The following is a 22,678-nucleotide window of genomic DNA, read 5'->3' on the forward strand; positions in this document are numbered from 1 at the left end:
TTTGATAATGGCATTTTAAATTTATTTATCGTTATTAATCACTCAATGAAAATATATGTACGAATTTAACCTCGTTTTGTTATTACTTCAGCAGATGTGTGTCTATCTTGTGATCGCTTGGCTGCTAAGTAAAACGCCTCTGTTTATTCCCCTACTGCAAGTTACCTTCCGCTTGCCACATAAGCTGATGTGTTACGTTATTTTTTCCATCTTTTGCATTATGGGAACGTACCTTGGGTTAAAGGTTAATGACTCCATTGCCAATACACGCGCTATCGGGGCCGTACTGGGTGGTTTTCTCGGAGGCCCAACGGTAGGGGCGATGGTAGGCCTTACAGGGGGTCTACATCGTTATTTACTTGGAGGCATGACGGCATTCAGTTGTATGATATCCACCCTTGTGGAAGGTGTGCTTGGTGGCCTTGTACATATTTATCTGATGAAACGAGGCCAGATTAATAAGCTGCTGAATCCATGGACGGCCGCCATTGTGACTTTCTTTGCTGAATGCACCCAAATGTGTATTATCCTGCTGCTTGCCAATCCTTTCAGTGAAGTACTGAATTTGGTGAAAGATATCGCCGCTCCCATGATCATCGCCAATAGTATTGGCGCGGCGATGTTTATCCGTATCCTCTTGGATAGACGTGCTATTTTCGAAAAATATACCAGTGCCTTTTCTGCCCAAGCCTTAAAAATTGCAGTCTGTACTGAAGGTATTTTACGTAAAGGTTTCAATGAAGATAACAGTATGCGGGTCGCTAAAGTTATCTATCAGGAGTTGGAAATCGGGGCTGTCGCAATCACTGACAGAGAAAAGTTACTGGCGTTTATTGGTATCGGCTCCGATCATCATTTACCCGGTACGCCTATTGCTTCAAATCAATCACATCGTGCGATAGAAAACAACGAAGTGGTATATGCTGATGGTAATGAGACCCCTTATTGCTGCTCCCTCAGCCCTAGCTGCAAACTGGGTTCTGCTTTGGTCATTCCTTTGCGAGGAGAAAACCAACAGGTGATCGGCACTATCAAACTTTACGAAACCAAGAATCGTTTATTCAGTTCAATCAATCGTACATTGGGTCAGGGCATTGCCAGTCTGCTTTCTGCCCAAATTCTTGCCGGGCAGTATGAACGAAATAAACAATCTTTATTGCAATCAGAGGTGAAACTACTTCACGCGCAAGTAAATCCTCACTTTTTGTTTAATGCCCTGAATACATTGCAAGCTGTGATCCGTCGGGATAGCCAACAGGCAGGACAGCTTGTGCAATATCTTTCAACGTTCTTTCGCAAAAATTTAAAACGGCCCGAAGAAATTGCGACTTTGGAGAATGAAATAGAGCATGTGAATGCTTACTTACAAATCGAGAAAGCTCGCTTCCGCGAACATCTTCAGATTGCTATCGAAATACCAGAACTGTTACGCAACGCAAAATTACCGGCATTCTCCTTACAACCCATGGTAGAAAATGCCATCAAGCATGGCACGTCACAGTTATTGGAGACTGGAAGAATTACGATCAGTGCTCATCAGGATGCCAATCTGCTGAGAATCAAAATTGAAGATAATGCAGGACTCTACTGCCCAGAACACATGGGTAACGGACTTGGGATGAGTTTGGTAGATAAACGTCTGCGTCTTCGCTATGGTGAAAACTACGGTGTGCATGTTGAATGCCAACCGGAGGAATTTACCCGTATCATTTTATGTTTACCATTGGAAAAAGAGGCTGACAAAGCGGCGTAAATAATGAATGTATTGATTGTTGATGATGAACCTCTGGCTCGTGAAAATCTACGTTGTCTGCTGGAAGAGGAAACGGATATCCAAATCATCGGTGAATGCGCCAATGCGGTGGAAGCGATTGGTGCCATCCATCGTCTGAAACCCGATGTTGTTTTCCTTGATATCCAAATGCCCCGTATTACCGGACTTGAAATGGTAGGTATGCTCGACCCTGAGCATCGCCCTTATATTGTCTTTTTGACTGCATTTGATGAATATGCAGTGCAAGCCTTTGAAGAACATGCGTTCGATTATTTATTAAAACCGCTAGAAAAAGAACGTTTGAGTAAGACGTTGCAACGACTGCGCTCTGGCTATCAAAAGCAAAATCTGGCCGACCTGCAACGCGAAGATGAGCAATTGAAATACATTCCCTGTACAGGACACAGCCGGATATGGCTGATGCAGCTAGACGATGTACTGTATGTCACGTCCCGGCTGAGTGGTGTGTATGTCATGAGTGCCAATGGGCAAGAAGGCTTTACCGAGTTAACTTTGCGTACTTTGGAAACACGAACTTCACTGACACGTTGCCATCGTCAGTACCTTGTTAATATGACCCAGTTAAGAGAGATTGTTTTCGTGGAAAATGGACAAGCGGAACTGGTTCTGAGTAATGATGCACGTATTCCGGTCAGCCGTCGTTATCTTAAGCCCCTCAAAGAAGAATTGGGTTTAAATTAATCGCTAAGGCATAATTTCCTGCCCCTACAAGAAAAATAAACTAAGGAAATGCTCGTGGCAGATTTTTATCTCAAAATTAAAACAAACCGAATGATCCTGAAGAATCTCAAGAATCAGAAAGAACTGAAAATTGAGGGGAGTTTCAGTACGTCACGTTTACTTATCGGCGAGTTTGATAATGCAGTATTTCAGTTACATACTTTGATCAATCAACATGGTTTTCTTAAAGGTATTAAGCGCCTTTTCGAACGAAAACATCGAGTACTGATTCATCCATTAGAGCAAAGCGAAGATGGACTGTGTTCTGTAGAAGAAAGAATTTTACAGGAAGTTACTCACGTTGGTTTCAACGGCCATATAAGGAAAGTAGTTATTCATCAAGGTGAGCACTTACTTTCAGATAATGAAACTAAAGCTGAATTGAGCAAACGCATCCCAAAAAACCTACCTAAACGCAATTAGAAATTCATACGACACAAATAATAAAGCCCCTTCTCCATTAAGAGAAGGGGCTTTATTTAATGCATCACGATTACAATATTTTCAACGTAATCGTGAAGCTGCTAATCAAGCCATTCACTAGAATGTCACCGCGTGATTATGCGTTACCGTTGCTTTGGCTCGGACGACGACGTGGTGCACCACCATTGACATCATCGTTGCTACGACCGCGGAAAGAACCACGCTCGCCACCGCCACGACGTTCATTGTTAAAACGGCGGCCACCACCATTGCTGTTGCTAGCACTATCGCGATCACGACGTGGGCCATTACCACCATTGCCGCCACCGTTACCGTTGCCACCATTACCGCCACGGCCACCACCACGACGCTCACGACGTTCGAATGGCTGTGCATCGCCCATCAACTGCATGTTCAATGGTTTGTTCAAAATACGGGTGCGGGTGAAGTGAGACAGTGTTTCCCCTGGCATCCCTTTTGGCAGCTCAATTGTGGAGTGCGTCGCGAATAGTTTGATGTTACCGATATAACGGCTGCTGATATCACCTTCGTTAGCAATTGCGCCCACAATGTGACGGACTTCAACACCATCATCGCGGCCAACTTCAATGCGATACAGTTCCATGTCACCCACGTCACGACGTTCACGACGAGGACGGTCACCTCTATCACTTCTGTCGCCTCTGTCGCCTCTGTCGCTTCTATCGCGCTCACCAAAGCCATTGCCATTGCTATTACGACGACGGTCATCACGATCATTGAATTCACGGCGAGGACGGCGAACTGGATCTGGTGGCAGAATCAATGGACGCTCACCCTGTGCCATTTTCAGCAGAGCTGCGGCCAGTGTTTCCATATCCAGCTCGTCACCAGTACCCAACTTAGACAACAGCGTGCGGTATTGGTCCAAATCGCTGCTTTCCAATTGTTGCTGAACCGTAGCCGCAAATTTCTCCAGACGACGCTGACTCAGAAGTTCCGCATTTGGCAGTTCAACTTCTGGGATTGTCAGTTTCATGGTACGTTCAACGTTACGCAACAAACGACGCTCACGGTTTTCAACAAACAGCAAGGCACGGCCTGCACGGCCTGCACGGCCTGTACGACCAATACGGTGTACGTAAGATTCGGCATCCATTGGGATGTCGTAGTTAACAACCAAGCTGATGCGCTCAACATCCAGACCACGAGCGGCAACATCAGTTGCAATCAGAATGTCTAAACGGCCATCTTTCAGACGCTCAAGTGTCTGCTCACGTAGTGCCTGGTTCATGTCACCATTCAGGGCAGCAGAGTTGTAACCGTTATGCTCCAATGCTTCTGCCACTTCCAGCGTTGCATTTTTGGTACGCACGAAAATAATCGCAGCATCAAAATCTTCTGCTTCAAGGAAACGTACCAGCGCTTCGTTTTTGCGCATGCCGTGAACTGACCAATAACTCTGGCTGATATCAGGACGGTTTGTCACGTTGCTCTGAATGCGGACTTCTTGTGGGTTATTCATGAATCGACGCGTAATACGGCGAATCGCTTCAGGCATAGTTGCTGAGAACAGAGCGGTCTGATGTTCAGCAGGGATCTGGCTCATGATGTTTTCAACATCTTCGATGAAGCCCATACGCAACATTTCGTCGGCTTCATCCAATACCAAACCTTTCAGATTGGACAGATCCAATGTTCCACGTTTCAGGTGATCCAGCAGACGGCCTGGCGTTCCCACCACAACTTGTGGTCCCTGACGCAATGCACGTAATTGAACGTCATAACGCTGTCCACCGTACAGTGCAACAACATTCACGTTGCGCATATGTTTGGAAAACTCTGAACATGCTTCAGCAACCTGTACCGCCAGTTCACGGGTTGGTGCTAACACAAGGATCTGTGGAGCTTTAAGTTCAGCATCAATGTTATGCAGTAACGGCAAGCTGAATGCCGCAGTTTTACCACTACCCGTCTGTGCCATGCCCAGCACGTCACAGCCGTTCAGCAGGTGAGGAATACATTGTTGTTGAATAGGAGAAGGTTTTTCGTAGCCCAAGTCTTCCAATGCAGAAAGAATAGGTGTTGATAAACCTAAATCAGCAAAAGAGATTTCAGTCTCAGTGGTCATGTAATGGTGCCTCATTAATCGTGGCGGCCAGCTTACATAACACAGTGAAAAGAATTTCTGTCATTTTCATTTAAAATGTGAACTGGCTCAAATTATGTAATTAAACGAACAAACAAGTCCTCACCTCTTAAGGTGTGGACTTTAAAATCTGTCGTGAATATGTTCGTCAGCTATTGTTGGTTCGATCCCGATAAATCATCTTGTCTTTGGCCTAGTAACGCCAATTCCAACAATGCATAGCGGTGCTCAACAAAGTTATGGACATTGTTAGCTACCGTCAGCTTGAATAACGCAACTGCGTTATCCTCATCCCCCAGACTTAGGTAATGTTTACCTAAATAGAAGTCAGTTTCACTGAGATGCTCAGCGAGCGAAGTGTTATCCGCTGAATCCTGTTTCAGGCGTTCCATCAATGTTTTTTCATTGATTTTACGCAAATAGAATTCAACAATATTCCAGCCCCATAGCCCCCGGTTCGCTTTGTCAAAATGGTGCGACAAATTCGTCATTGCAACCTTAGGATCAATTTTTTCTTCCACAAGGTACAACCACAACGAACGGAAGGGATCATTTGGATCGTCTTGATAAAACGCCTGCAGATCATCCTGCGCCAATCGATAACGGCCACCGTAATACAGTGCAATGCCGCGATTCATTCGCGCGTAGTTGTAAGTTGGATCAAGCTCTAAAACAGAATCAAACGCTTCATAGGCAGCATTAAAATTACCTGCCTGCGTAGAGTAAATTCCCAGATAATTAAAAATCTCAGGAATATCAGGACGGATAGACAAAGCCACTGAAAAATCATTCTGTGCCAATGCCCTCAGCCCTAGGCTATCATACAGCACACCTCGTTCATATAAAAGCTGTGCATACTCATCTTCTGTGAGTGACCGACTCGCAAGTATTTGCTCCATGCGAGCCAGAATAACCTCTTGTTGCAATGTTGGTTGGAGTGGAATAGCAATAACTTCATTTTTACGCCACTCAGTGTTGCCACATCCCACAAGGAGAAAAATAGCTGCGACGTAACACCAGCGCAGAAAAGAATTCATTTCCTACTCCCGAAGTCAGACATTAATTAGAATGCCCTATTACTCCACCCACATTGTATACCCAATAAGATCTCAAGTAACTTGAAATCTTATTGGGTATAAACGGCGTCCTTTTTACAGGACGCCGCTCTTTACGTCAAATTTATTCTACTGATGATTCCGATGATTGTGGTGCTTCATCGGTAGTAGTTACTGCTTCTTTCATGCTCAGGCGGATACGTCCCTGGCGATCAATTTCCAGTACTTTTACCGGAACTTCCTGACCAACTTGCAGATAATCAGTGACTTTCTCTACACGTTTGTCCGCGATCTGAGAAATGTGTACCAGACCTTCTTTACCACCACCAATAGCAACAAATGCACCAAAATCAACGATACGAGTGACTTTACCATTATAGATGCGGCCAACTTCAACTTCAGCAGTGATTTCTTCAATACGGCTGATAGCGTGACGGGCTTTATCACTGTCAGTTGCCGCAATCTTCACTGTACCATCATCTTCAATTTCAATGGTGGTGCCGGTTTCTTCTGTCAACGCTCGGATCACAGAGCCACCTTTACCAATCACATCTTTGATCTTGTCTGGATTGATCTTGATGGTGTGAATGCGTGGTGCAAATTCAGAGATATCATTACGTGGACCCTGAATAGCCTGCTCCATCACATTAAGGATGTGCAGACGGGCACCTTTTGCCTGATTCAAGGCAATCTGCATGATCTCACGGGTAATACCTTCAATTTTGATGTCCATTTGCAGTGCACTAATACCATCACGGCTACCTGCAACTTTAAAGTCCATGTCGCCCAGATGATCTTCGTCACCCAGAATGTCAGACAGAACAACAAAGTTATCACCTTCTTTTACCAGGCCCATTGCGATACCAGCAACAGCTGCTTTAATCGGCACGCCCGCATCCATCAGCGCCAGTGAAGCGCCACAGACGGAAGCCATAGAAGAAGAACCGTTAGATTCAGTGATTTCAGACACAACACGAACGGTATACGGGAATTCGTTGGCATTTGGCATCACAGCCAATACGCCACGTTTCGCCAAACGACCGTGACCAATTTCACGACGTTTTGGTGAACCGACCATACCTGTTTCACCCACGCAGTATGGAGGGAAGTTATAATGGAACAGGAAGCGGTCTGTACGCTCACCCATCAGTTCATCGATAACTTGTGCATCACGCTCTGTACCCAGAGTTGCAGAAACCAGTGACTGAGTTTCACCACGGGTGAACAGAGATGAACCATGAGTACGTGGCAATACGCCAGTACGAACGTCCAAAGCACGTACCATGTCTTTTTCACGGCCATCAATACGAGGCTCGCCACGCAGAACACGACCACGAACAACGTTTTTCTCCAGCACAGACAGAACGTCAAGAACTTCGCCCTCATCCAGTTCAGTGCCTTTTTCAGCCGCTTCAGCCAGAACCAACGCAGAAACTTCTTCTTTGATAATATTAACCTGAGCGTAACGTTCCTGCTTCTCAGTAATGCGGTAAGCATCGCCCAGACGGCTTTCAGCCAGTTCAGCAATACGGTCATGCAGTGGCTGGTTGATTTGCTCTGGCGACCAGTCCCATTTATCTTTGCCTGCTTCAGCAGCCAGTGAGTTGATGTTATCAATCACAATTTGCTGTTGCTCGTGACCAAATACAACTGCACCCAGCATTTGTTCTTCAGTCAGCAGATCCGCTTCGGATTCTACCATCAATACCGCACCTGCCGTACCTGCAACGACCAGATCCAGACTACTGTGTTTCAGTTCATCGCTGGTTGGGTTCAGTACGTACTGGTCATTGATGTAACCAACGCGCGCAGCACCAATTGGGCCATTGAATGGAATGCCAGACAACGCCAGTACCGCAGAGGCACCGATCATGGCAACAATATCAGGGTTTACCTGAGGGTTAACAGAAACCACTGTCGCGATGATTTGAATTTCGTTCAGGAAACCTTCTGGGAACAGAGGACGCAGAGGACGGTCAATCAGACGGGCTACTAACGTTTCGCCTTCTCCTGGACGGCCTTCACGACGAAAGAAACTTCCCGGAATACGACCAGCAGCGTAAGTACGCTCCTGATAGTTAACAGTCAAAGGAAAGAAATCCTGACCTGCTTTAACTTTTTTCTGACCCACTACGGTTACAAATACCGCGGTGTCATCCATATTTACCATAACAGCTGCTGTCGCTTGACGAGCCATCATGCCGGTTTCAATGGTCACAGTGTGCTGACCATACTGAAATTTACGAACTATCGGATTCAGCAAAATAATTTTCCTTTGTTAGTGTTGCCGATTTTAAGATTCAGCAACAATGGAGTTTCTCTTATTGCTACACCCTCACGACTAATGACAGTGCTTATTCCTTCATCTTTCACATTGCTTTTTGTTGCCTAGCCCGTTTATTGCTGCCACAAAGCAATTTGAAATCATTGGATATTTTCTTTTAAGTACTCTCATTAGCCGCGCGAGTCACTGTAGCCGAAGAGATTCAAACTTTTAGAAACAGTATTCTTAGAAACTATGCTCTTAGAAATAATACTCTTAGAAACAATGTTTAAGTTTATCTACACCGTTTCCTAGAAGAAAAGGGGCCCGCTTAGGCCCCCTTTCCACTGAAACTCATCGATTAGCGACGCAGTCCCAGACGCTCAATCAGTGAAGTGTAACGAGCCAAATCTTTACGCTTCAGGTAGTTCAACAGCTTACGACGCTGTGCAACCATTCTCAGCAGACCACGACGGCTGTGGTGATCTTTTTTATGCTCAGCAAAGTGACCTTGCAGCTGGTTGATATCAGCAGTCAGCAGTGCAACCTGAACTTCGCTGGAACCACTGTCGTTGGCGCCACGGCCAAAATCAGCAATAATCTGCGCTTTTACAGCAGTGCTTAGAGACATAGTATAACTCCAAATATTTAGTTTAAAATGACGAGTGCCGATCTCTAATTCAGCCACTCATATATAGACGCGGTATTCTACGCTGCAAATAGGTGAAGCGCAAGACAGCACAATTGTTGCCATTTTCCTGCTCTTACGTAATTTGTCTGTTTCAAATTCCTTGTCGGTCGCTATCATTATTCAATTTCGGTTTCAACAACCAGACGACGTGGAGCCACCAGCCCATCATCGTCAATTACCGCAATGCCAATGAATTTATTTTCATCACCTTCGATAACTCGCACCCATTCATCTGAAGCCAAATTGTGTCCGCTTCGAACAGGTTGTCCCTGTTTAAAATAGGAGGCAACGACGGATGCCAAGTGAATCACAGGGAAATGGGCTACTGCGGAATCTATCGGCAACAGCAATGGATCCAGCAACGCGCCCGGTTCAATTTCTTGAGCTTCAGCTTGTTGCTTTAATTCATATAACTGTTCCAGTGTCACCATTCGTTGGTTAGGGTAATTGGCGACCTGTAGACGACGCAGGTAAATCACATGCGCACCACAGCCCAAAAGTTCACCCAAGTCATCAATGATAGTGCGGATGTAAGTTCCCTTGGAACAGTGTATTTCCAGCTCTAATTCATCCCCTTCCCAGCGAATGAATTGCAATTCGTAAACGGTGATAGGACGTGCTTCCCGTTCAACTTCAATTCCTTGGCGAGCATATTCGTACAGCGGTTTTCCCTGATGTTTCAATGCAGAGTACATGGAAGGTACTTGCATGGTATCACCACGGAAGGTATCCAAGGCTGCATCAAGCTGAGATTGGGTAATTTGTACTCCGCGTTCACTAATGATTGTCCCATGTGAATCCGAAGTATCCGTACGCTGTCCCAAACGGGCTATCACCCGGTAGCGTTTATCAGAATCCAGCAAGAATTGGGAAAATTTAGTCGCTTCACCAAGACAAATCGGTAGCATGCCTGTTGCTAACGGATCCAGTGCGCCTGTATGACCAGCTTTGCTGGCATTGAAAATGCGCCTTACTTTCTGCAACGCATCATTGGAGGAAATATCCTGCGGCTTGTCCAGCAGCAATACACCGTGAATCGCACGGCCTTTACGACGGCGCCCCATCACTTTTCCTCATTGTGATCCGCAGATGCGCGACGCTGTTCATCATTTTTCACAACGTTGCTAACTAAGTTAGACATACGCATCCCTTCCACTAATGAACTGTCGTAAGAAAACGTCAATTCAGGGATAACACGCAGACGCATCGCTTTACCCAGCAGGGAACGAATAAAACCAGAGGCTTCGTTCAATGCCTTGATACCGTCATTGACCATATTTGAATCATGGTCTTGTACCAGTACGTTCAGAAAGGTCACAAATACTTTGGCATAAGCCAAATCGCGGGAAACCTCAACACCAGAGACGGTCGCCATTCCTATACGGGGATCTTTGACTTCGCGCTGTAAAATGATGGCAATCTCTTTTTTCATTTCTTGAGCAACGCGTTGAGTACGACTGAATTCTCTTGCCATTGTTATATCTCCTGACATTTTGGGGGGCATTAAGCCCCCCAAGAATGGAATGAATCTATTGGGTAGATAATGGTATTAATCGATGGTGCGTTTAACTTCGATCACTTCAAAGACTTCAATCATATCGCCAACACGGACATCATTGTAGTTCTTCACACCGATACCACATTCCATACCATTACGGACTTCGTTTACGTCGTCCTTAAAGCGGCGCAGAGATTCCAACTCACCTTCATAGATAACCACGTTATTACGTAGGACACGGATCGGATTATTACGTTTGATGACACCTTCTGTCACCATACAACCAGCTACAGCACCAAATTTCGGTGACTTAAATACGTCACGGACTTCGGCAAGACCCATGATCTGCTGTTTGTATTCAGGTGCCAACATACCGCTCATTGCCTGTTTGATTTCATCAATCAGACTATAGATAACGGAGTAATAACGCAGATCCACGCTTTCGCTTTCGATAATGCGACGCGCTGAAGCATCTGCACGAACGTTAAAGCCCAGAATGATTGCGTTCGATGCAGCAGCCAGTGTTGCATCAGTCTCGGTGATACCACCCACGCCAGAACCGATGATTTTCACTTTGACTTCATCAGTAGACAGTTTCAGCAATGAATCACAAATTGCTTCACATGTACCCTGAACATCAGTTTTCAGAACGATGTTCAGTTCAGATACCTTACCTTCTTCCATGTTAGCAAACATGTTTTCCAGTTTAGATTTCTGCTGACGAGCCAGTTTCACTTCACGGAATTTACCCTGACGATACAGAGCAACTTCACGCGCTTTTTTCTCATCACGAACAACGGTCGCTTCATCACCCGCAGATGGAACGTTGGACAGACCAAGAATTTCTACTGGAATAGATGGACCTGCAGACATGACTTCAAGGCCAAGCTCATTACGCATCGCACGGATACGGCCATATTCGAAGCCACACAGGACGATGTCGCCTTTGTTCAGAGTACCAGACTGAACCAGAATGGTCGCAACTGGGCCACGGCCTTTATCCAGGAACGATTCAATGACCACACCATTCGCCATACCAGTACGTACGGCTTGCAGTTCAAGGACTTCAGCCTGAAGCAAGATTGCTTCCAACAATTCATCAATGCCGATACCTGCTTTAGCAGATACATTGATGAACTGAGTTTCACCGCCCCAATCTTCTGGAATAATGCCGTACTGAGACAGTTCGTTTTTCACACGATCCGGATCAGCTTCTGGCTTGTCGATCTTGTTCACAGCAACAACAACCGGTACGTTGGCTGCTTTAGCATGTTGAACGGCTTCGATGGTCTGAGGCATCACACCATCATCCGCTGCCACAACCAGAACAACGATATCCGTTGCTTTAGCACCACGTGCACGCATGGAGGTAAACGCAGCATGGCCTGGGGTATCCAAGAAGGTAACCATGCCTTTATCGGTTTGCACGTGATATGCACCGATGTGCTGAGTAATACCACCCGCTTCTCCAGAAGCCACTTTCGTGGAACGGATATAGTCCAGCAAAGAGGTTTTACCATGGTCAACGTGCCCCATGATGGTAACAACCGGTGCACGAGATTCAGCCAGAGTTTCCCCGGTATCACGATCACTCATCAGCGCTTCTTCCAGCTCGTTTTCACGACGCAGGATAACTTTGTGCCCCATTTCTTCGGCAACCATTTGCGCAGTTTCTTGATCGATAACTTGGTTAATGGTCACCATTGCACCCATCTTCATCATGGTTTTGATGACTTGGGAACCTTTGACAGCCATTTTGTTAGCTAATTCAGCAACAGTAATTGTTTCACCAATTACGACATCACGGTTAACGGCTGCAACAGGTTTGGTGAAGCTTTGCTGTAAGGTGCTCTTACGCTGTTTGCCTTTGGTACGGCCTACTGCACGCGCTTCTTCACGATCAGCTTTCGATTCAGAATGTTTATTATTCTTCTTCTGGCGGGCTGCTTTGCCACCACGGGTGCGGGAACGGCGATCGCCTTCAACTTTGGCGTCATTTTCATCTTCCGCGTCACGGGCATGACGGGATGTCGTTACATGATAGTCACTACTCTCAGTGCTTTCAGTTTCTTTTTCTTTAGAAGACCATTCGTCTTTCTTTTCTTCTGCCATTCGACGCGCTTCTTCTGCAACACGTTTCGCTTCAGCTTCAACCTTACGGCGTACTTCTTCTTCAGCTTTGCGTTTTAAATCTGCTGCTTCGGCTTCACGACGCGCTTTTTCATTTTGCGCCGCAGAATCAGTCTGAACTGATTTTTGTTTGTTTTCGGTATGTTGCTTAGTCACTTTTTCTTTTTCCGCCGCCTCACGCTGAGGCAGTTTAGCCTCTTCACGCTTGGCTTTTTCTTCTGCTACACGTTGAGCGCTCTCGTTTGCTTCATGCTTAGCCTTTTCTTCAGCTTCACATTTAGCTTGCTCTTCCGCGAGTTTTTTCGCTTCAGCTTCAAGCCGCGCCTTCTCTTCTGCCTCGCGCCGAGCCTGCTCTTCCGCTTCACGCTTCGCCTGTTCTTCCGTTTTAGCCTGTTCAACGGCATCACGGTTTACATATGTGCGTTTTTTACGGACTTCAATCGCTACCGATTTACTTTTGCCACCGGTGCCAGGAACGTTCAGTGTACTACGTGTTTTACGCTGTAATGTCAATTTACCTGGCTGGCCGCCAGAACCACCTTGTTCGCGGTTCAAGTGGGCCAGCAAAGCTTCTTTTTCTTTCTGGGAAACAGAGTCAGTTGCGGTTTTCTGAATGCCAGCATCAGCGAACTGCTGGGTTAGACGTTCTACCGATGTCTGGATCTCTTCTGCCAGTAATTTTACGGTTACCTCTGTCATTCTGTTCCTTCCTGCTACAGTTTATTTATGCATCATCGCCAAACCAACAGATATTACGGGCTGCCATAATGAGTTCTCCTGCTTTCTCATCACTCAGTCCTTCGATATCAGATAAGTCGTCGATACCCTGCTCTGCAAGATCTTCCAGAGTACAGATGCCACGGGCAGCCAGGTCAAACGCCAAAGTACGCTCCATGCCAGGCAGATTCAATAAATCTTCGGCAGGTTGCTGATCACCAAGGCTCTCTTTTTGAGCCAGTTCCAGCGTCGTCAAGGCCGCTTTTGCACGTTCACGAAGAACTTCAACGGTTTCCTCATCAAGGCCTTCTACTGCCAGAAGTTCATTGATTGGTACATAAACCAATTCTTCCAGTGTAGAGAAGCCTTCCTCGACCAATACGGTGGCGAAATCTTCATCAATGTCGAGATGCTTGGTAAATGTATCAATAGAAGCATGTGCTTCTGCCTGATGTTTTGCTTGCAGCTCTTCCGCAGTCATGACATTCAGTTCCCACTTGTCATCACCACGATGTTTTTTCAACAGCTGTGCTGCCAGACGAACGTTTTGACCATTGCGACCAATCGCCTGAGCAAGATTACTGTTTTCTACGGCAACATCCATTGTGCAGTTGTCTTCGTCAACCACGATAGATGCAACATCTGCCGGAGCCATTGCATTAATGACAAACTGTGCAGGGTTATCATCCCACAACACGATGTCAATTCTTTCACCGCCCAGCTCGCTGGAAACGGCCTGAACCCTTGCGCCACGCATACCTACGCAGGCACCAACCGGATCAATACGCTTATCGTTAGTTTTCACTGCGATCTTCGCACGAGAACCCGGATCACGGGCAGCAGCTTTGATCTCAATAATCTCTTCACCAATCTCAGGTACTTCAATGCGGAACAGTTCAACCAGCATTTCTGGACGAGAACGTGTGATGAAAAGTTGTGCACCACGTGCTTCAGGGCGAACATCATACAGAACACCGCGAACGCGGTCACCCGGACGGAAGTTTTCACGTGGTAACATGTCTTCACGCAAAATAACCGCTTCTGCATTATTACCCAAATCCAGAGTAATATTTTCGCGGTTCACTTTTTTGACTTGGCCAGTTACGATTTCGCCTTGTTGCTCACGGAACTGATCCACAACCATAGCCCGCTCAGCTTCACGTACTTTCTGTACGATAACCTGCTTTGCCGTCTGGGTCGTGATGCGGTCAAAAGTTACTGATTCAATTTGGTCTTCAATATAATCACCCAGTTCAATTTCTGGGTCTTCATATTTTGCAGCTTCCAATGTGATTTCACGGGTTGGTAGAGTCACTTCATCTACTGCTACCCAACGACGAAAGGTATCAAAATCACCGGATTTACGATCGATGCAAACACGAACGTCTATTTCCTGCTCATACTTTTTCTTGGTGGCTGTCGCCAGTGCAATCTCTAATGCTTCGAAGATTTTTTCGCGAGGGAGAGATTTTTCATTAGAAACCGCCTCCACAACAGCCAGAATTTCTTTATTCATCCTAGTTGCCTCATCCGAACTTTAAAAGTGGGGTACCAGGTTCGCTTTCTGGATGTTGCTCAGTGCGAACACTTCGTCTTTTCCATCCACCGTAACCGTAATCATTTCACCATCAACAGCCTTGATGATCCCTTGCCATTTACGGCGATTCTGCATTGCCATTCGTAAAAACAAATTGACTTTTTCGCCCATAAAACGCTGGTAGTGTTCAGCCTTAAACAGTGGACGCTCAAGCCCAGGTGAAGATATTTCCAGGTTATAAAGTACAGAAATCGGATCTTCAACATCAAGCACTGCACTGACCTGGTGGCTAACATCAGCACAATTATCAACAGTGATACCCTCTTCACTATCAATATAGATCCGCAATGTTGAAACACGTGCGCGAATAAACTCCAGGCCAACTAATTCGAAACCCAAAGCTTCAACTGGTGCTGAAATCATCTCTGTTAATTTTTGCTCTAATGTGGACAAGCCCACCCCCAAGACATAAAAAAAGGGCTATATTAGCCCAGTAGTTCTGCTGTCAAATAACAAAAAACCCCGATACCCGGGGCTTTATGTAACTGGACCCTGTTTACTGCCAGTGGTCTCAACCAACTTCTTTCTATACCTTTCTTCAAAGTAACCTTGCAAATTAGGATTGATATCTTAACGGCTGCTGAATGGCTACTCTGGAAAAGGCTCAGGTTGTTAAGAAGTGGTTGCGGGAGCCGGATTTGAACCGACGACCTTCGGGTTATGAGCCCGACGAGCTACCATGCTGCTCCATCCCGCGTTCGAAAACGTGGCAAATCTTACGCTGATAAAACTAAAAACGCAAGTTTCTAGATTAATGGTGCCGAGGACGGGACTTGAACCCGTACGCCCGTTGTTTAGGCACTACCACCTCAAGGTAGCGTGTATACCAATTTCACCACCTCGGCACTGATTTTATAGGACTGTTATTCTAACATTTATTTAAACTAACAACCCTATTTCAATTCTATTACTGAAATTTACTGCGGGATATCACTGTTTGTTTTTGCTGGAACCGCCGGAACTTCTGTTTGTTTTTCAACTTTTACAGGTTCAACGAGGTTATCCCATTTACTGCTAGAACCCGTTTTGTTGCTGGTCATGTTACCAAGAATCAGACTGATAACAATAAACAGCGTGGCAAGAACAGCGGTCATGCGAGTCATAAAATTCCCAGAACCCGATGAACCAAACAGCGTGTTAGATGCACCCGCGCCGAAAGAAGCACCCATATCAGCACCTTTACCTTGCTGTAGCAGAACCAGAGCAATAAGCCCGATGCCAACCAGCAAGAATATACCTAAAAGAGCTTCATACATATGTTGTACCCGTTTCCTCGTGGGATTTACCACAATTTCGTAGCGATTTTATATTGCATCACCCGCTCACAAAATTAGAAAAATTAACTTATTGAGCGGGTGTGAATACTAACCAAAGCGTATCAGACACGCAAGAGTAATTTTAAATACTGGCGCTGATCGAAGAAAAAATCAACAAATCAACCTGTTTTTTTCACAGCATCAGCAATACGATGCGCCAATGCTGTAACTTGTTCTTCGTCTTCACCTTCTACCATGACGCGGATCAATGGCTCTGTACCGGATTTACGCAGCAAAACACGACCACGGCCATTCAATTCAGTTTCAACAGATCGCACGGCATCAAGTACAGACTCTGATTGCAGGGGATCAGTATCACCCACAAAGCGGACGTTAACCAAAATTTGCGGCAGAAGTTTCATGCCACTACACAAATCATGCAGGCTCATATTATTACGCACCATAGCACTCAGAACTTGCAACCCAGCAACAATACCGTCACCTGTCGTGGTTTTATCCAGCAAAATCACATGGCCTGAATTTTCTGCTCCCAGACGCCAGCCTTTTTCCTGCAATTTTTCCAGTACATAGCGATCGCCAACTTTTGCACGTTCGAATGGGATACCAAGCTGTTTCAGTGCCAACTCGAGTCCCATATTACTCATCAGAGTGCCTACTGCTCCACCACGTAACTGGCCTTGCCTCAATGCTTCACGCGCGATGATATAGAGGATCTGGTCGCCATCAACTTTCTGACCCAGATGGTCAACCATGATGATGCGGTCACCATCACCATCAAATGCCAGACCAACATCTGCCTGTTCTTCCAGTACACACTGTTGCAATAGACAAACATCAGTTGCACCACACTTTTCGTTGATATTAATACCATTCGGCTCGCAGCCAATCGTAATAACATCTGCCCCAAGCTCTCTGAGAACGTTTGGAGCAATATGGTAGGTGGCACCATTAGCACAATCGAGAACAACTTTTAATCCATTCAAGTTTTGTTCACTAGGAAATGTACCTTTACAAAACTCAATATAACGACCAGCAGCATCAACGATCCTATTTGCACGTCCCAATTCCGCCGATTCCACACAGGTCAGTGGTTTCTCCATTTCTGCTTCAATGGCTTCTTCAACAGCATCAGGCAATTTAGTCCCATCAATGGAAAAGAATTTAATGCCGTTATCATAGTAAGGGTTGTGGGAAGCCGAAATGACAATACCAGCTTCTGCACGGAAAGTACGTGTGAGATAGGCCACAGCAGGTGTTGGCATAGGGCCGGTAAAGGATGCCGATAATCCTGCCGCGGCCAATCCTGCCTCCAGCGCAGATTCCAGCATATAACCTGAAATTCGGGTATCTTTACCAATGATGATTTTGCGGGAACCATGACGTGCCAGCACTTTTCCAGCGGCCCAACCAAGTTTCAAAACAAAGTCAGGGGTAATTGGGCTATTACCGACTTTGCCACGGATACCATCCGTACCAAAATATTTACGGCTACTCATAAACTTCTTTTCCTTTGCTGAACGTATTCTTTGCTCACTGCATGTTTTTTGCTGGCGTTATGTTTTTTGCAGGCAATGTTGCCTGCATAGTTGCCTGCACGATTTTCATCGCCTGAGCGGTTTCTTTGACATCATGCACACGGATTATTCGGGCACCTTGCATGGCTGCAATCACAGCACAAGCAACGCTTCCTGTCACTCGCTCCTGTGGTGGTAGATGAAGCAATTGACCAATCATTGACTTACGTGACATTCCCGCCAGAATCGGTAAACCGAAATGATGGAATTCTTGCAAATGAGCCAATAACTGGTAATTATGCGATAAGTTCTTACCAAAACCGAAGCCAGGATCAAGGATCAGATTATTTTTTGCGATACCAGCCGCAATACAAAGCTCAATTTGCTGCATCAGAAATGTTTTGACTTCCGTAACGACATCTTCGTAATACGGTTCGGCTTGCATCGTACGGGGTTGTCCCTGCATATGCATTAAACAGACCGGTAATCCAGTTTGTGCCGCCGCATCAAGTGCTCCCGGCTCCTGCAACGCACGAATATCATTGATAATATGAGCACCGACTTTGGCAGATTCTTGCATTACTACCGCTTTTGACGTATCCACGGAAACCCAAGCATCAAAGCGCTGCGTTAATGCCTCAATCACAGGAACTACACGTTCCAGCTCTTCCTGCTCACTGATATCATCCGCACCAGGGCGCGTCGATTCCCCACCAACATCAATGATAGTTGCCCCTTCTTCAATCATTTTGGCTGCATGCCACAAAGCTGTATCCAACGTATTGTGAGTACCACCATCCGAGAAGGAATCAGGGGTAACGTTTAGAATTCCCATTACTTGCGGATAAGAAAGGTCGAGGACTCTGCCTCTGGCTGTCAGTTTCATCGCTAAGGGCCTTAATGTTAAAACCCCAGGGGAGCCTGGGGTTTAATAAGTACAGTCAGTCAAATTTAAGGACAACCGTTTGTGATTCCCTTTAATTTGATAAGATTGTTAGCCATCTTAAGCGGTTGGATTACCATCCGCAGGCTTCTCAGTTTGTTGAGAAGATGATGTATTATGGCGATTATTACTACCATTATTGTTATCACCTTCCCAACCTGCTGGTGGACGTACTGATGTTCTGTTCATCAAGTCATCAATCTGTGGTGCATCAATAGTTTCATACCTCATCAATGCATCTTTCATTGAATGAAGAACATCAAGATTATCCATCAAAATCTGACGAGCACGTAAATAGTTACGATCGATGATAACTTTCACTTCCTGATCAATTAAACGCGCAGTATCTTCAGACATATGTTTTGCCTTGGCAACCGAACGACCGAGGAAAACTTCACCTTCTTCTTCGGCATACAACAATGGCCCCAACTTTTCTGAGAAACCCCACTGTGTCACCATGTTGCGCGCAATAGAAGTCGCTACTTTGATATCATTCGACGCACCAGTAGAAACATTATCTACACCATAGATAATTTCTTCAGCTAACCGACCACCGTATAACGTTGATATTTGACTTTCTAATTTCTGACGACTTGCACTGATCTGATCGCCCTCTGGCAAGAAGAACGTCACGCCTAACGCGCGGCCACGTGGGATAATCGTCACTTTATGAACAGGATCGTGTTCTGGCACCAAACGACCGATAATGGCATGTCCTGCTTCATGGTATGCAGTGGATTCTTTCTGTTCCTCTGTCATCACCATTGAACGGCGTTCTGCCCCCATCATGATCTTATCTTTGGCTTTTTCGAACTCAACCATAGAGACTACACGCTTGTTACCACGAGCAGCAAACAAAGCAGCTTCATTTACAAGGTTAGCCAAATCGGCGCCCGAAAAACCCGGTGTGCCACGGGCAATAATGGAAGCGTCAATATCAGTATCAAGAGGTATACGACGCATATGCACTTTCAGAATCTGCTCACGACCACGTACATCAGGCAGACCAACAACGACTTGACGGTCAAAACGACCAGGACGCAACAATGCAGGATCCAAAACATCTGGACGGTTGGTAGCGGCAATAACAATAATACCTTCGTTACCTTCGAAGCCATCCATCTCAACCAGCATCTGATTCAGTGTCTGTTCACGTTCATCATGTCCGCCCCCCAAACCAGCACCACGCTGACGGCCTACTGCATCGATTTCATCAATGAAGATGATACAAGGTGCCGCTTTTTTCGCCTGTTCAAACATATCGCGAACACGGGAAGCACCGACACCAACAAACATTTCAACAAAATCAGAACCGGAAATAGTGAAGAAAGGCACTTTCGCCTCACCGGCAATAGCTTTCGCCAACAGCGTCTTACCCGTACCAGGCGGGCCAACCATCAAGATACCTTTCGGGATCTTACCACCCAGTTTCTGGAAACGACCGGGTTCACGCAAATACTCTACCAGTTCACCCACTTCTTCTTTTGCTTCGTCACAACCAGCAACGTCGGCAAACGTGGTTTTTATCTGATCTTCTGTCAACATGCGGGCTTTGCTTTTACCAAAAGACATCGCCCCTTTACCGCCGCCACCTTGCATTTGGCGCATAAAGAAGATCCAGACGCCAACCAGCAATATCATTGGGAACCATGAAATGAAGAGTGTCGCCAACAGGCCTTGTTGTTCTGGTGGCTCACCAATAACTTTTACCTGTTTATTAAGCAGGGTATCCAGCAGCTTTTCATCCTGAATCGGCATATAAGTGCTGTATTTTCCACCGTTGTCTTTCTTAGTGAAATCGATGTCACGACCCGAAATACGTACTTCGCTTACTTGATTCTGTGATATCTCATTGATGAAATTAGAGTAATCCACCCTACGACCGCTAGAATCGCTGGGACCAAAACTCTGGAACAATAACATCAAGACAACTGCGATGACTAACCAGAGAATCAGGTTTTTCGCCATGTCACTCAAGGGATTAACCTCATATTACAACTGTGTTAACAAATAGTAGTCAGGGTACTATACTTTCCGCCCTGTCGCTACAATGTATACTTCACGTGATCGTGCCCGCGAAGCTTCTGGTTTACGAATTTTTATCTTCGTAAAAAGGGAGCGTATTTCCCTCAGGTACTGATCAAAGCCATCTCCCTGAAACACTTTGACAATAAAACTACCCCCAGGGGCCAGCACATCACGACACATATCCAACGCTAATTCAACCAGATACATGGATCGGGGAATATCGACCGCGGGGGTTCCACTCATATTGGGAGCCATATCCGACATGACGACCTGGACTTTATTATCACCAACTCTATCAAGCAATGTTTTCAATACAAGTTCATCACGAAAATCTCCTTGCAGGAAATCGACCCCAACTATCGGATCCATCGGTAAAAGGTCGCAAGCAATCACCCGCCCACGATTACCAATCTGACTGACTACGTATTGAGACCACCCTCCCGGAGCAGCGCCTAAATCAACAACGGTCATGCCCGGTTTAAAGATTCTGTCGCTTTGTTGTATCTCATCAAGTTTAAACCAAGCGCGAGAGCGAAGCCCTTTTTTCTGCGCCTGAAGAACATATTTATCACTAAAATGTTCCTGTAACCAGCGACTTGAGCTTGCTGAGCGTTTTTTATTGGCCATTGTTCTTTCCAACTATACTAATAGAGAGCTTTATTTTTTGCGCTCTCTTATCAAACCACACCACACTTTTATGGTGATAGCTATGAGATGGCGGTAGAATGTGTCGTTTTCAATCCCAACTAAGCAAAAAAACGATGACCCTTAATAAGAAACAAGTTCAACACCTGAAAAGTCTCGCTCATTCATTAAAGCCTGTCGTTATGATCGGCAACAATGGGCTGACCGAAGGCGTATTGGCTGAAATCGAACAAACTCTTTCGCATCACGAGCTTATCAAAGTCAAGGTCGCAGGCGAAGACCGCGAAATCAAAACTTTGATCGCTGAAGCGATTGTTCGTGAAACTGGTGCACATAATGTGCAAATTATTGGAAAAATTTTAGTTCTCTATCGTCCATCAAAAGAGCGCAAGATTAGTCTACCTAAATAACCACGGCATATTTATATAAAAGTGCCATATTGTCATGATAAAAAAGGCCAGAGCTGGCCTTTTTTATTTCATGTCAGCGTAATGGCCAATTACCATCGTGCTTATTAGAAATAATCCACGTTCAAAACTTCGTATTCCACTTGACCGCCTGGCGTGGAAATTACAACAGCATCATCCACTTCCTTACCAATTAAGCCACGGGCGATAGGTGAGTTCACGGAAAGCAGATTTTCTTTAATATTTGCTTCGTCATCCCCCACGATACGGTAGGTTTGCTCTTCATCCGAGTCCACATTCAATACCGTTACCGTTGCCCCAAAGATCACACGGCCGTTGTTGATCATCTTCGTGACATCAATTACCTGCGCATTGGAGAGCTTAGCTTCAATTTCCTGAATACGACCTTCGCAGAAACCCTGCTGCTCACGAGCAGCATGATACTCAGCATTCTCTTTCAAATCGCCGTGTTCACGCGCATCAGCGATTGCAGCAATAATTTTAGGGCGACGTACATTCTTCAAATGCTCTAATTCTTCGCGCAATTTGTCCGCGCCGCGTACCGTCATCGGAATTTGTTTCATTTATCAAACCTCTAAATCAATCCTAAGCCCAAACAACATCTTCCTGATTTTGAATAACAGCACAATGAGCACACCCTATCAGGCGGGCTTCCAGACAATAAAAGTAATATAAACCCAGCATCACCTGAAGTTCATATGCATATTTTTTTACCTGCTAATCTATTATTCTAACGTAGAGTTGATGATGGATCATCGTTTACTTTTCCCTGAATTGCACCTTAGTATTATTGATACAAATTTCCCTGAAATACATCCATCTTTTT

19 protein-coding genes and 2 tRNA genes are annotated in these 22,678 nt (G+C 45.5%); 4 read left to right on the forward strand and 17 right to left on the reverse strand.

Translation table 11 applies throughout. The features are described from left to right. Positions 1 to 55: 55 nt before the first annotated feature. From Xhom_RS02070 to Xhom_RS02080, 3 genes are read left to right on the forward strand one after another with little or no spacing between them, the layout of a single operon-like run. On the forward strand, positions 56 to 1,753 hold the full coding sequence (locus Xhom_RS02070) for a sensor histidine kinase (protein WP_069317189.1): 1,698 nt from the start codon (positions 56 to 58) through the stop codon (positions 1,751 to 1,753). Further along, positions 1,754 to 2,476: a two-component system response regulator BtsR gene (btsR, locus tag Xhom_RS02075; protein WP_198148785.1), complete on the forward strand. Its 723-nt coding sequence runs from the start codon at positions 1,754 to 1,756 to the stop codon at positions 2,474 to 2,476. Positions 2,477 to 2,530: 54 nt separating this feature from the next. Continuing rightward, the gene (locus Xhom_RS02080; RefSeq protein ID WP_069317191.1) at positions 2,531 to 2,938 is read left to right on the forward strand and encodes a hypothetical protein; all 408 of its coding nucleotides are present in this window, start codon (positions 2,531 to 2,533) and stop codon (positions 2,936 to 2,938) included. 136 nt (positions 2,939 to 3,074) lie between these two features. Here Xhom_RS02080 and Xhom_RS02085 read toward each other — a convergent pair whose 3' ends face one another. From Xhom_RS02085 to rlmE, 16 genes are all read right to left on the reverse strand, one after another. Next, on the reverse strand, positions 3,075 to 5,048 hold the full coding sequence (locus Xhom_RS02085; protein WP_069317192.1) for a DEAD/DEAH family ATP-dependent RNA helicase: 1,974 nt from the start codon (positions 5,046 to 5,048) through the stop codon (positions 3,075 to 3,077). 170 nt (positions 5,049 to 5,218) lie between these two features. After that, on the reverse strand, positions 5,219 to 6,103 hold the full coding sequence (nlpI, locus tag Xhom_RS02090) for a lipoprotein NlpI (RefSeq protein ID WP_069317193.1): 885 nt from the start codon (positions 6,101 to 6,103) through the stop codon (positions 5,219 to 5,221). Between the two features lie 142 nt (positions 6,104 to 6,245). Continuing rightward, positions 6,246 to 8,384, reverse strand: coding sequence for a polyribonucleotide nucleotidyltransferase (gene pnp, locus Xhom_RS02095; RefSeq protein WP_069317194.1), 2,139 nt, complete (start codon positions 8,382 to 8,384; stop codon positions 6,246 to 6,248). A 361-nt stretch (positions 8,385 to 8,745) separates the two neighbouring features. Next, positions 8,746 to 9,015: a 30S ribosomal protein S15 gene (gene rpsO, locus Xhom_RS02100; RefSeq protein ID WP_069317195.1), complete on the reverse strand. Its 270-nt coding sequence runs from the start codon at positions 9,013 to 9,015 to the stop codon at positions 8,746 to 8,748. A 176-nt stretch (positions 9,016 to 9,191) separates the two neighbouring features. Next, positions 9,192 to 10,139, reverse strand: coding sequence for a tRNA pseudouridine(55) synthase TruB (gene truB / locus Xhom_RS02105; protein WP_069317196.1), 948 nt, complete (start codon positions 10,137 to 10,139; stop codon positions 9,192 to 9,194). Further along, on the reverse strand, positions 10,139 to 10,549 hold the full coding sequence (rbfA, locus tag Xhom_RS02110; RefSeq protein ID WP_069317197.1) for a 30S ribosome-binding factor RbfA: 411 nt from the start codon (positions 10,547 to 10,549) through the stop codon (positions 10,139 to 10,141). Before rbfA ends, truB begins: the two co-directional genes overlap by 1 nt. Before the next feature lie 75 nt (positions 10,550 to 10,624). Next, the gene (infB, locus tag Xhom_RS02115; RefSeq protein WP_069317198.1) at positions 10,625 to 13,402 is read right to left on the reverse strand and encodes a translation initiation factor IF-2; all 2,778 of its coding nucleotides are present in this window, start codon (positions 13,400 to 13,402) and stop codon (positions 10,625 to 10,627) included. A gap of 25 nt (positions 13,403 to 13,427) precedes the next feature. Then, complete coding sequence (gene nusA / locus Xhom_RS02120) at positions 13,428 to 14,936, reverse strand: transcription termination factor NusA (RefSeq protein WP_069317199.1); 1,509 nt, start codon at positions 14,934 to 14,936, stop codon at positions 13,428 to 13,430. Positions 14,937 to 14,957: 21 nt separating this feature from the next. Continuing rightward, entirely contained in the window at positions 14,958 to 15,410 is a 453-nt protein-coding gene (gene rimP / locus Xhom_RS02125; RefSeq protein WP_069317200.1) for a ribosome maturation factor RimP, read from the reverse strand. Positions 15,411 to 15,637: 227 nt separating this feature from the next. Further along, positions 15,638 to 15,714: transfer RNA gene (locus Xhom_RS02130), tRNA-Met, on the reverse strand. 58 nt (positions 15,715 to 15,772) lie between these two features. Continuing rightward, positions 15,773 to 15,862: transfer RNA gene (locus Xhom_RS02135), tRNA-Leu, on the reverse strand. A gap of 72 nt (positions 15,863 to 15,934) precedes the next feature. Next, positions 15,935 to 16,273, reverse strand: coding sequence for a preprotein translocase subunit SecG (gene secG / locus Xhom_RS02140; RefSeq protein WP_069317201.1), 339 nt, complete (start codon positions 16,271 to 16,273; stop codon positions 15,935 to 15,937). A gap of 179 nt (positions 16,274 to 16,452) precedes the next feature. After that, the gene (glmM, locus tag Xhom_RS02145) at positions 16,453 to 17,790 is read right to left on the reverse strand and encodes a phosphoglucosamine mutase (protein ID WP_069317202.1); all 1,338 of its coding nucleotides are present in this window, start codon (positions 17,788 to 17,790) and stop codon (positions 16,453 to 16,455) included. A 34-nt stretch (positions 17,791 to 17,824) separates the two neighbouring features. Then, complete coding sequence (gene folP / locus Xhom_RS02150) at positions 17,825 to 18,694, reverse strand: dihydropteroate synthase (RefSeq protein ID WP_069317203.1); 870 nt, start codon at positions 18,692 to 18,694, stop codon at positions 17,825 to 17,827. A gap of 117 nt (positions 18,695 to 18,811) precedes the next feature. Continuing rightward, a complete protein-coding gene (gene ftsH / locus Xhom_RS02155; RefSeq protein ID WP_069317204.1) occupies positions 18,812 to 20,728 on the reverse strand; it encodes an ATP-dependent zinc metalloprotease FtsH in 1,917 nt (638 codons plus the stop codon). 48 nt (positions 20,729 to 20,776) lie between these two features. After that, positions 20,777 to 21,406 carry a 23S rRNA (uridine(2552)-2'-O)-methyltransferase RlmE gene (gene rlmE / locus Xhom_RS02160; RefSeq protein ID WP_069317205.1) on the reverse strand — a complete coding sequence of 210 codons (630 nt, stop codon included), beginning with the start codon at positions 21,404 to 21,406 and terminating at the stop codon, positions 20,777 to 20,779. Positions 21,407 to 21,540: 134 nt separating this feature from the next. On the opposite strand from rlmE, the gene yhbY reads away from it, so the two are divergent. Next, complete coding sequence (yhbY, locus tag Xhom_RS02165) at positions 21,541 to 21,834, forward strand: ribosome assembly RNA-binding protein YhbY (RefSeq protein WP_047962392.1); 294 nt, start codon at positions 21,541 to 21,543, stop codon at positions 21,832 to 21,834. Between the two features lie 104 nt (positions 21,835 to 21,938). On the opposite strand, the gene greA is transcribed toward yhbY, so the two are convergent. Further along, complete coding sequence (gene greA / locus Xhom_RS02170; RefSeq protein WP_069317207.1) at positions 21,939 to 22,415, reverse strand: transcription elongation factor GreA; 477 nt, start codon at positions 22,413 to 22,415, stop codon at positions 21,939 to 21,941. Positions 22,416 to 22,678 lie beyond the last annotated feature (263 nt).

The sequence above is a fragment of the Xenorhabdus hominickii genome (assembly GCF_002632725.1).
Lineage (GTDB): Bacteria > Pseudomonadota > Gammaproteobacteria > Enterobacterales > Enterobacteriaceae > Xenorhabdus > Xenorhabdus hominickii.